The organism is Streptomyces sp. NPDC004658 (assembly GCF_040609555.1).
Lineage (GTDB): Bacteria > Actinomycetota > Actinomycetes > Streptomycetales > Streptomycetaceae > Streptomyces.
Map to the genome: position 1 here is coordinate 35314 of NZ_JBEXKG010000053.1, position 11281 is coordinate 46594.

Annotated in this window: 5 protein-coding genes and 3 pseudogenes; 1 reads left to right on the top strand and 7 read right to left on the bottom strand. The window is 65.4% G+C overall.

The features are described 5' to 3' along the window. Positions 1-11 precede the first annotated feature (11 nt). From ABZV94_RS19910 to ABZV94_RS19935, 6 genes and pseudogenes are all read right to left on the bottom strand, one after another. Positions 12-353 carry an Lsr2 family protein gene (locus ABZV94_RS19910; RefSeq protein ID WP_356341829.1) on the bottom strand — a complete coding sequence of 114 codons (342 nt, stop codon included), beginning with the start codon at positions 351-353 and terminating at the stop codon, positions 12-14. 165 nt (positions 354-518) lie between these two features. Further along, positions 519-920 carry a DUF6009 family protein gene (locus tag ABZV94_RS19915; protein ID WP_356341831.1) on the bottom strand — a complete coding sequence of 134 codons (402 nt, stop codon included), beginning with the start codon at positions 918-920 and terminating at the stop codon, positions 519-521. Beyond that, on the bottom strand, positions 917-2437 hold the full coding sequence (locus ABZV94_RS19920; protein WP_356341833.1) for a phage/plasmid primase, P4 family: 1521 nt from the start codon (positions 2435-2437) through the stop codon (positions 917-919). The genes ABZV94_RS19915 and ABZV94_RS19920 overlap by 4 nt, the downstream gene beginning before the upstream one ends. Continuing rightward, entirely contained in the window at positions 2434-3549 is a 1116-nt protein-coding gene (locus tag ABZV94_RS19925) for a bifunctional DNA primase/polymerase (RefSeq protein ID WP_356341836.1), read from the bottom strand. Before ABZV94_RS19925 ends, ABZV94_RS19920 begins: the two co-directional genes overlap by 4 nt. Before the next feature lie 1615 nt (positions 3550-5164). Further along, positions 5165-6157, bottom strand: a pseudogene (locus tag ABZV94_RS19930) (IS481 family transposase). A gap of 731 nt (positions 6158-6888) precedes the next feature. Next, positions 6889-7735: pseudogene (locus ABZV94_RS19935) on the bottom strand (IS256 family transposase); the annotation flags it as partial. Positions 7736-8258: 523 nt separating this feature from the next. On the opposite strand from ABZV94_RS19935, the pseudogene ABZV94_RS19940 reads away from it, so the two are divergent. Then, a pseudogene (locus tag ABZV94_RS19940) lies at positions 8259-8631 on the top strand (transposase); the annotation flags it as partial. A gap of 1329 nt (positions 8632-9960) precedes the next feature. Here the strand turns inward: ABZV94_RS19940 and ABZV94_RS19945 are convergent. Then, entirely contained in the window at positions 9961-11097 is a 1137-nt protein-coding gene (locus ABZV94_RS19945; protein ID WP_356341837.1) for a HoxN/HupN/NixA family nickel/cobalt transporter, read from the bottom strand. Positions 11098-11281 lie beyond the last annotated feature (184 nt).

Genomic DNA, 11281 nt, shown 5'->3' on the forward strand with positions numbered 1-11281 from the left:
AGACCCTGGCGCTAGCGGGCAGCCGTGGCTTCCTCATACTGGTCGACGATGTCCTGACGTACGAGCCCCCGGGCGTTGACCTCGATTCCCTGGCTTCGGGCCCACTGCCTGATCCGGGCTGCTTCAGTCGCACCGCCACGCACAGACGTCCGGCGCCCTTGCGGGACACGGGTGCCGACGCGGCGGCCCGCCCGGATGAACGGTTCCAGCTCATCCAGAAGCCTCTGGTGGCTTGCCGGCGCCAGATCGATCTCGTAACTGACACCGTCGAGACTGAAGACGTGTGGGGATATATCGTCACCGGTTTCTCCTGTGAGATCGTCCGTGCAAATGGTGACGGTAACCCGTGCCATGAAGCATCTCCTCGGAGAAATAGGTACAGCCTACGGAAGCCTCGGCGGCTCGTGACCTCCCGAGTATGGTAAGTCTCACATGCGGCAACTTGGTGCTCGAAGCAGGACGCCTCACGTACACCCGATAGCGGCGCGCCATATTCCTTTGTCGCGGTCGCTTCGCCGTCAGAGCGGAAGAGTTATCCCGAGCTCCTGCATGGCACTCGAGGGTGGGCCCCCTTCGGAACGCTCCGTTTTGTATCCCTTGACCCGCGCCGCCAGAGTGCGTGGGTCGACAGCCTCGGCGGGCGCCCCCTTTGCATAAAGGCCTTCCGGCTCACTGTCGCGGTCGTGCGGAAGCAACCAGAACACTCGCCGACGGAAGGTCCCCGACGAACGCGACGGCTTGGCCTCGGTGCCCAGGCAGGCGTATCCCACCATGCGCCCATCACGATGGTAGGCCGGCTTCCCCCTGCGGGTGGGCAGCCGATCGAGGCTTTGCCGGACGTAGTCCAACTGACCGATGTCTTCGAGCCAGACGAGGTCTGTCTCGTGACTGATCTCGTCCTCGGTGATCAAGGAGCTCATGCGACGGCTTCCCTCTCCTCGCCGGTGAGCAGACCGATACCTGGGTAGTACTTCCGCTGGTTGGACAGAATCATCTCCTTCGGTGACGCCAATCCGACGAGTTCTCGTGCCCGTGCGGCAAAGGCACGAGAGGACATAGGCGGCACTCCCTCATTGTGGCACCAGTCCTTGTACGCCTTGTAGAGACCCGTCTGCTCCGCCCGTAGATCTGCGGAAAGCACGCAACACTCCTCGAAGAACCGTCCTGTGTGATCCTCCGTCTCCGCATAGGCGTTCGTGGCGATCCTTACCCGCTCCGGCCCTGTCAGATCCCGAGATCCCTCCAGATAGCGCCGCGCGCCATCGATGAGCCAGCCTAGGATGCCGGGGCCCTCCTCCGTGACCAGGATGTCGGCCAGGTTGTCGATCTTCCGATCATCGGAGACGACCCGCTCGAAGGGGATGAGCCGCATACGGCGCCAGAACGCGAATCCGCCCGTCCCCACCTCCGGCCGGTGGTTGCCAAGCAACCAGAGCTTGTGCGTGGGCTGGAAACTGAAGAAGTCCTGCCGCATGCGCCGAGCTTTGATACGGTCACCACCCGTCAACAGCTTGACGCGGGCCTCGTCGAACTTGTCCCCGGGTTTGACCTCGGAGCAGACAATGACTCGACGACCGTGAAGTTCGGCCAGGTCGGTGGGGTGACCTTCATAGGGACGGGCCATCAAGAATCCGGGTGGCGCGGCGTCCGCGTAATCGCCGAGGAGCCGCATGAGGACGTCCAGAAGCACTGATTTTCCGTTTTTTCCGGACCCGAAGAGAAATGGGAGTACCTGGCCACCCACGTCGCCGGTGACGGAATATCCGAGCAACAATTGCAGAAATTCAATCATTTCCGTGCCCTCGGCATCCTCACCAAACGTATCGGTGAGAAAACGGTTCCATCGCGGGGTGGGCACGTGCTGGGGACCGACGGTGGTGGAGCGGGAATGGAAGTCCTTGTTCGGGTCAGGAGCTTTGATCATCCCTGATTTGAGGTCAACAATTCCGTCGGGAGTGCACAGGGCGTACGGATCGGCATCCAACCGGGCCGCGTTGAGCACCATGCCGGGAGCCGACTTCGCCTGGGCAAGCATGGCGTTAATGCCCGCCGTGGACAGCGATCGTTTGCGGTGCTGCTGCAGAGAAGCCGTGCTGAACACACCGCGTGGATCCTGCAACGCGATGTTCTCCGCCAGGTCACCTGCCGCCCACAACACCGTGTCGTCCTCGTCGATCTGCCAACGGGTGGTGTCCCAGCGGTACCAGCCGATCCCCGGGACGTGCCGGTAATCGTTGGAGTAGAGCTTCACGAACAGCTTGGCGTTGCCACGGTCCGAGAGTGTGTCCGGAAGAAGCCCTGCGGCCGTGACCCTGGGATCACTGACGCGTCCGGGGTCATTCTGCGCCGGGAGCGGTACGGCGACCTGACTGCGGATCTGGGCCGCGACCGCGGCGGGATCGAAGTCGAAGAGTTTCGGGTTGCTCGGCGATGTCACAGGTGTCCCCCGCCGTTGTACAGGGGTCGTTTCGAACCGGCGGTCAGACCGCTGCTGATGATCTGTTCGGCCCGTCGACGCTGTCCGGGCCTGACTGCCTCGGCGGCCTCGGTGAGGATGTGCTCAGCCTCCGCCTTCGTCATGCGGCCAGCCGCCACCAGGCCTCCGAGGGTGTAGGCGGCACGGTTGAGGGCGTCCGAAAAACCGGCGCCCTCCGCCAACCTCCCACACGCCCACACGGGGGCCAGGATCGCCTTCACTGCCCGTTCAACCCCGGTCGTTCCCCCGCCGGCCGCCAGCACCGCTTGCTGGGCCCTGGGCGGGACAGGACGCGGCGCCGGGATGTTGGGTGCGGGCAGATGCCCTGTTCGTTCCAGCTCCTGCGCAAGCCACTTGGGCAGCTCCGCCGGCTCCCTGACCTTCCCGACCGGAGTGTAGGTACCCTTGCCCGTCACGGTACCCGGCGCGACGATGTAACCGCCGTGCGCACGCACATCGACCTGCCACGCGAGGGCGCGCCCCCTGCTGGATCCCGAGGAGCACTGCCAGCGCCGATTGTCTCCGGCCCGGTACCACACGTGCATCCCGCCTGACGGGGTGCGGACCCGCAGCGTCGTGTCGTCGTCTGCGGGGCTCTCCTGGTCACGGAGCGCCGCCAGTACCGCGAGCGTGTGGAAACCGTTGGACAGCCCGCTGAGATCGACATGCTCACCAATGGTGATGCCCGGCAGTATGCGGTTCCTGTGCGGCGGCTCGGCGGCATGAGCGTCGATGTCGATGACCACGAGGTTGGCGGGGCCGCAGGCGACTCCGACGCCGAAGTCAGGGTGCATGCCCCACCACTGGTCGATACGGCGCTGGTCGAGAGTTGCCGCATGGAATCCGTGGCACCAGCGACCGAGAGGCAAGCAGGCGCATGCGGGGGCCGGGTGCGGGGCGGTCCGGCAGGCTTCGCAGTTGCCTGCCGGAGTTTTGCGCCCGGGAGCAAGCGGGTGGACTGGCCAGCCCCTGCGGGCGCACCAACGGGCCGTCGTGAGGGAGGTCGGAGCGACTGAAGGCGCCTGGCAGACCCGGGTTGGGTCGCTGGTGGAAAAGCCCAGTTCAGCGGACATACGAACCCCCTATCAGCGACCGAAGCTACCCAGTGACGCACACAGACTAGCGAACGTCGGCGCGGGGAGCATGGAATGCCCACCTGGGAAGACGCGGGCACGTCGAGATGGGTGGCTCCCGACATGCGACGAGCGACTGAGACTGAAGAGCCAGCGACTGAGATGCTTCAGTCGCTGGCTGTGAGTCGCTGGCAAAACCCCAGGTGAGAGGGTGTAGGTGGTGAGCATTAGCGACTGTAGCGACTGAAGGCCTCTATCTATGACGCGCACACACGCGCGCATAATCCCTTCATATATAGAGACCTTGGGTCGCTTCGGTCGCTGCTCCACCCCGAACCACCGCGCTGACCTGGTCTTTTTCCTCGTTTCAGGCCAGCTACCGAGGCCTTCGGCCGGTCGCTGGGCTTCAGTCGCTGCCTGCTTCTTCGAGAGTCCCGAAGCAAGCTCAGCGACTGAAGCCCAGCGACTGAAGGGGGTGGGTGGGGCACGTACAGCCGCCGGGCCAGGACACGTTCATGCTGGTTTTGGGTCGCTACAGTCGCTGTTACCGCCCTCACAACGCTGCTCAATGCGTAACCCCCACGCACGCCCACTCGTTGTTGTGGGCAGCAGGCGGGCTCACCGGGTGGCGGATAAGGGGAATACTCACAAAGAGCGGATAATCTTCAAGCGTAGCATGTATCAACCAGTTCTTCGTCACCTTCACAGTGGACCGGGTTGGCGCGACAAGCAAGCAGGTAGGCCCTGGGCATGTTGTGCAGCCTTGGCTGACTGGTGGCTAGCTGCCACCTCGGAGGCGATGGTCGCGGGCGCAGCGTGCGGCGGTGGTGCAACCGACCTAGAAGTCGCTTCGCGGACCGTCGCAACGGCCACCTGTCCCCCACGACTCCCCGGCCTGGCCTTTGACCGAAAGCCTCGACTATCGTCCGTGCCCATCAACACGCTGCCGAGCCCGCCGCAACGGGCTCGTGTTGCCGAGCCGCCCGACCCACGCCCTGGGACGGTCTCTGTCGTACGACTGCCAAGATCTGCCTCGCCGCAGCCGGCCGCTGCCACCTGGACGAAGCCGCGTCCACTCAGGTACTCGGGTCATGACCTGCTTATGGGTTCCTGGACGCACCGCCCGCCCTACTACCATCCCGGAGGGAGTATCGGCGATAGGGCGCATCTTAGCCCACGCATCAGCCGCCAACCGCAAATAACCTGACAGCCGTGGTGCAAGACCACAGGCCTTCGACCGCCACGCTAGCTTGCAGAGCCGGGACTCTCCCTCCCCACGGAGGGATTCTGCGAACGAAGCTCACTCCTCAGCTTCTCACCTCCCGGCTGTCAGGACTCCACCCCTCCCGTCTCGCCAAAGCAACGTGTTCCGCCGCCGCAGGCCGGTCACGCATGCAGCGGCATCCTCCCCGAGGCCGGTGATCGTCTCGACGGCCCAAATCCGAATCGAACGTCGATCGGTGAGGCCCCCAGGTCAAGTTGGACACCGTTGCCCGATTATCGGCCGTCTTTGACGGACCTGCAGTCTGACCGTGTTCAACCGCAGATCGGGCGCTCTGGCCCGGTCCGACTGGTGGATCTTGGCTAAGGCCTAAATACTGATCCCCCTCCTGGTCTAGTCCAAAGAGTCAGGCACTCGGAAGGGGCGCCTCTCGACCGCGCATACGTTGGTGACGCGGCTGGCTGGTGGTTGGCCGCTGATGCCGGTGTGGGGTCGGTGGTGGTTGTACTAGTGAAGCCAGTCGGGAAACGCTGCTTGTCGTTCGGTGTCTGAGGTGTAGGGCCGGATGTAGGCCCATTCGTCGGGCAGGGTGTGGTGGAAGCGTTCGATCTTGCCGTTGGTCTGGGGCCGCCAGGGCCGGGTCCAGCGGGGGTGGATGCCCAGGTCGCGACAGGTGTCGCGCCAGGTGTTCTTGGTGTAGGCCCAGGCGTTGTCGGTCAGGACGCGTTCGACGGTGACGCCGTGTGCGGCGAACCAGGCGGTGGCTCGTCGTAGGAAGCCGGCGCAGGTGGCGGCGGTTTCGTCGGGGAGGTCTTCGGTGTAGGCGAGTCGGGTGTGGTCGTCCAGGGCGGTGTGCAGGTAGGCGTATCCGGTGCCGTTGCGGCGGTCCTTGTCGGGGCTGCCGGCTGCGCGGCCGAGGACTTTGTGGCCGCCGCCGTCGGGGATGCGGCCGAGTTTCTTGACGTCGATGTGGATGAGTTCGCCGGGCCGGGCGCGTTCGTAGCGGCGGACGGGTTCGCCGGTGGCCCGTTCCAGCGCGGCCAGGGCGGGCAGACCGTACCGGTTCAGGATCCGGTGGGCGGTGGAGGCGGCGACGCCGGTGCGGGCCGCCAGCCACAACGGGCCGATGCGGTGCTCGCGTGGCAATCGCACGACCTGTTCCTCCACCCAGGCCGCCGTCTGGTGCGGCTGGCGGTGAGGGCGGCTGGAGCGGTCCTGCATGCCGGCCTCGCCCTGCTGCCGGTAGCGGCCTGCCCAACGTGCGGCGGTGGTGTGGCTGACCTGGAAGCGTTCCGCAGCCCGCCGTAGCGGCCAGCCGTCGTCCACGACACACCGGGCCAGACGCAGCCTGCCGGTCGGGGTCAGCGGGGCATGACGGTGGGACACGAGGGCCTCCTGCGGTCAGGTGTAGATGTCGCAATCCACATCGAACCCAGAAGGCCCTCACCTGTTCAAACACCCAGCACGCGTGTCAGCAACGTCCCGGGACAGCACACCTAGAGCCGTGGAGGTGCTGGCCTATTACGCCGTAATAGAAGACGGTCCACCCTACGGTGCGCGCCATCAGTCAGCCATGTCTCCCCTACCCGCTCGGCTCAGACAGAACTGGTCGTTACCGTCTGGCCAACGGGGGATGTGACCTGGCATCAGCCGGTGTGACGTCTGATCATGATCAGCCATCACTTGCTGACCTTCAAAGGTTGACGGACCGTCGTCCCGCTTCTGGCTGTGGGGCCCCACCTTCTTCTCCCGGAGTGGCATTGTCGAGCGGGTCCTGACCGACAACGGCTCCTAACCGATCCCGCGACTGGTGCGAGACGCTGGCAGCAGCCGTCATCACACACAAGCGGACCCGACCCTACCGGCCCTAGACCAACGGCAGGTCGAACGCTTCGACGCGAGACGTATTGCCGACTGCTCAGTGATGGGCCGCTGACCGGATGCCTCCGGCCAGGTTGAGATCGGGTGCGGGTGGTCGGCGGCATCATCGAGATACCGGCCTCGACCTCGCCGATGAGTCAGGTAGAGGGTGCGACCAAGGCGGCCAAACCTCCGTCGGCCGGTCACGTCCGCCGGAGTGGTGTATCGACAGCCACTCGGTGATCTCTGCCTTGAGGCTAGGCGGTGAGTTCGGTGGGCAGGACGGACTCGTCGGTTTCTGACTCGATCGGGTGGAGTCGGGCCTTGGCGAGCAGGTCGAGTCCCATGGAGCGGCGGGCCTCGGTCCACTCGTCGTTCTGCTCAGCCAGCACGGCGCCGACCGGGCGGATCAGAGCGGTGCGGTCGGGGAAGATGCCGGCCACGTCCATGCGACGCCTGATCGCCTTGGGAACGCGGTGAACGCCAGCACATCGCCCTGAGCGGCGTCCAAGTGGGCTACTGCCTTGGGGAACTTGGGTTCCAGAGCATCGAGGACGTGGCGCATCTGAGCCTGGACTGCGTCGTTGTCTCGGGCTGTTCGAAGACGGTCCGCAGCAGCGCGGCCCCCCACGGCTGGGCCGACTTGGACACCTGGCTCAGCAACGCGCGGGCGTAGTGAGTGCGGCATCGCTGCCAGCTCGCGCCGGGCAAGGTGGCCCCGAGCGCGTTGACCAGGCCCATGTGCGCGTCGGAGATGACCAGCTGGACGCCGGACAGGCCGCGGGCGACCAGGGAGCGCCGGACGGCCAGCCAGCCAGCGCCGTCCTCGGCGGTGGCCACGTCGAGGCCGAGGATCTCTCGATGCCCGTCGGCGTTGACGCCGACCGCGATCAGGGCGTGCACGTTGATGATGCGACCGCCCTCGCGGACCTTTTGGGTCAGGGCGTCGACCCAGACGAAGGCGTAGGAGTCGGCGTCCAGGGGCCGGTTGCGGAACGCGGCGACCTCCTCGTCCAGGTGCTTGGCCATCACGCTGACCTGGGACTCCGACAGCTGGGTCACCCCGAGGGACTCAGCGAGCTTCTCGACCCTGCGGGTACTCACGGCCGCCGCCGGCGGGCCCGCACCTAGCAGCTCCGGCGAGCCCGCTGGCGCAATGCCGCCACTTCCTTGGACGGTGCAGCTTTGTGGAACGGCCCGATCAGGCGTGTTGATCGGTGGCCAGGTCCGTACGGCCAGCCATGCCCACCAGCCCCCTGGCCAGTAGTGATCCAGCACGGTGAGCGGTACTGCGGTGCACCACCACGACCAACCGAGCGGTTACCCACCTGCGGAGCTATTACGCCGTAATAGCCGACAGCGGCAAGGTGCTGGGATCAATGGGTTGAAGCGTGACTGCGGCGGGGGAGGTAGGTGAGTTGCGGTCACGTCCCTGGAGAGACAGTTTCTAGTGATTAGTTGTGTTCCGTGGGAGGTTGCCCGGAAGATCGTTTGCCGATATGGTTGTTGCGCATTCGCCTTGATGTGGAGAGCCCGCCGTGGATTGATCGGGGGGACGGCCTGGAACCGCTGCTGTCGCAGCGTGAGCGGCGTTTCAGGTGCCGGGGCCGTAGCCGCTGTCGGACCGCGATGTGCTGTGCGGGTTCTGTACGTACTGCACACTGGGATTGAGTGGGAGTATCTGCCGAAGGAACTGGGCTCTAGCTCGGGCATGTCTGCTGGCGTCGGTTGCGGGACTGGACCGAGCCCGGTGTGTGGCAGCGGCTGCAGGAGGTACTGCTCGCCGAGCTGAACGCGACGGCGAGCTGAATCTCTTGCGCTGCGTGGTGGACTCCTCTCACGTCGGGGCGTTGCAAGGTGAATCAGACGGGCTCGTCTCCGGTCGGCCGTGGCCGGCCCGGCTCGAAACACCACTTGATCACCGATGAGGCACGGCCCTTCCCTCTCTCGGGCCGACCGGCGGCTACGGCAACGACGTCACCCAACTGCTGTCCCTGCTCGGGCTCTGAACTTTGGTGGAGCTCACACGCTCTGTAACCGCCGGGAGTAGATGGCCCTTTGTCACTCGCCGACAGATCTCTCTGGGATCATGCCCGCTGGACTTCGAACCCGCCCGGCCGACCGGCGACGGCCCGTTGCGGATCGGTACGACTCGACAGGCGGCCAACGCGGCTCTGGACTCGCTCCGCGCTCTCTCTGCGATCTCAAAGCCATTCACTGCATGCGTGATGTGCTTGAAGCCATCGAACTGGGGTCGTCCCAAACGGACCGAGTGTTGCTCCAGGGTATGGACGTGTTCGCGCTTCCGGCCCGCGAGGTTGTCCGGCGCGTCGGTAGTTCACCACGACCGAGGAAGGTCTTGACGATGATGCTTCATTCATCGCCCCGGACTGGTCGCTGAGCTTCTGGCGTCCGCCTGCGGAGCGACACCAGCAGACCGTCGAAGCCGACCCGGCCGTACATCTGTCGCTTGATCATCTTGATCCGGTTGACGTGGCATTCGACGACGCCGCAGCTCCACGGCAGTGTTCGACCGGCGGTGACAGTGGCGAGATCGCGTTCAAGGCCGTTGGCGAAGGTGTGAAGGTTGGGCAGGTCGTCGGCGCGGGCCGCCTTGATCTACTGCGGAAGTTGGTCGCCCCACCGCGTCCTGATCACGTTTGACGTGGGAAGAGGTGCGCTGCCAGACGCCACCACGCTTCACCAGATCATCCACTCGCGTGCTCGGGGCCCGGAGCTATTACGTCGTAATAGCCGCGGCCCGCCCTCCTCAGCTGCACCGAGTGATTCCTCGCTACGAGGACGCACGCACCGCAGAGAGCCCAGTACATTAAACGCAGGTAAACGAGAGTGGACGAGGTGTGCCGATGGAAATCGTTCTGACGGTCAGGGAACCCAGCGCAGAGTTTCAGAGAGACCTGCTGGATCTGCTGATAAAGCACGCGGCTCAAGTCCGTATGGACACTGAGTGGAGTGTCGAGCGTGCCGCACGTTTCTACGAGGCGTTGCCTGGGCGGGCTCGCCGAATCGTTCAGGGAGTCGTAGCGGGGGGAGGCTTCGTCTCCGCTGACGTACTGCGCTCTTCGCCGGGCGCCAGCCTGCGCGGACACGCCGGGGCGCTGAAGAAGACACTGGAGCGAGGCGCTCGGCTCGGCTGGTGGCCAGATGGACTCCGGGCACCCGTCGCCCCCGTGGGGCCGGGGTTCGGCAAGGTAGCGGGTTATCGCATGCCCGATGATCTACTGGAGGTCTTCAGTGCTGCATTGTCCGCCCATACATGGGTGGTCGGACCGAGTGCGAGCAGGCGAGCGGACTAGACGGGTGCCACCTCATTCGGCGGGAGCGCGTCGATGCGTCATTCCGTGGCTCCATCGATCCTCTACACCAGCCAGCTTCCAGACCAACAAGGCAATGGCCCAGGTGGTGAAGAAGAGTCCGACGATGACGAAGCCGACCGTATTGAGGTCCACGCTGGCGATCCACTGCCAGAAGGTGCCATGCAGGTCCAGCTTGTCCGAGAGCAGGCCGAGCAGCTCCACGGTGCCGATGAGGAGGGCGACGGCGACGGACAGGCCGGTGACGGTGAGGTTGTAGTAGACCTTGCGGACGGGCTGGGAGAACGCCCACCCGTAGGCGAAGTTCATGAACGTGCCGTCGATGGTGTCCAGGAGGGACATCCCGGCCGCGAACAGGACGGGCAGGCAGAGGATGGCGTACCAGGGCAGGCCCGAGGCGGCGCTGGAGCCGGCGAGGACCAGCAGGGCGATTTCGGTCGCCGTGTCGAAGCCGAGCCCGAAGAGCAGGCCCAGCGGGTACATCTGCCAGGGCTTGGTAATGGCCCCCATCAAGCGTGCGAGGAGCCGGTTGACAAGCCCCCGCCTGTTCAACTGCGTCTCCAGCTCGGTCTCGTCGTACTGACCCGAGCGCATGCCCTGGAAGATCTTCCAAATACCGATGAGGGCCAGAAGGTTGATGACCGCGATGACGTACAGGAACGCACCGGAGACCAGCGTGCCGATCCAGCTGGTGAGGTTGTGGAGCGTGGAGTTGTCGTCCTCAAGGGGCCCGGCCAGACCTTTGACACCGAACGCGAGGAGGAGCGACAGGGCGAAGACAACACTGGAGTGGCCGAGGGAGAACCAGAAGCCGACCGTCAGGGGGCGCTTCTCGGAGTTCATCAACTTCCGGGTCGTGTTGTCGATGGCCGCTATATGGTCGGCGTCGAAGGCGTGCCGCATGCCCAGCACGTAGGCAGTGATGCCGATGCCGACGCCGAAGCCCTTCTGGCCGACCGTGAAGTGATGGGGAGCCACGACGGTGACAAGAATGCCCCAGCCGACGACGTGCAGTGCGGTGACGATGGCGAAGACGCCCCCCAGGCTCGACCACTCGGTCCTTGTCAGAGACCGCCGGACGCTGGATTTCACGCCGGTGGAACGGTGGGGGCTGAGCGGGGGAGCGGACATCGTGGTACCTCTTCCAGTCTATGCGTACGTGCTGGGTTGGTCGCGGTCATGAGAAGAGCCGTGGGGGGGGGGGCCCCCCCCCCCCCCCCGCCGCCGCCCACACCAACCACCCCCCCCCCCCCCCCCGCCGAACCGCGGCGACCGCGGGGCCGGGGGGGACACCCAGCCCCAAACCCACCGCCCC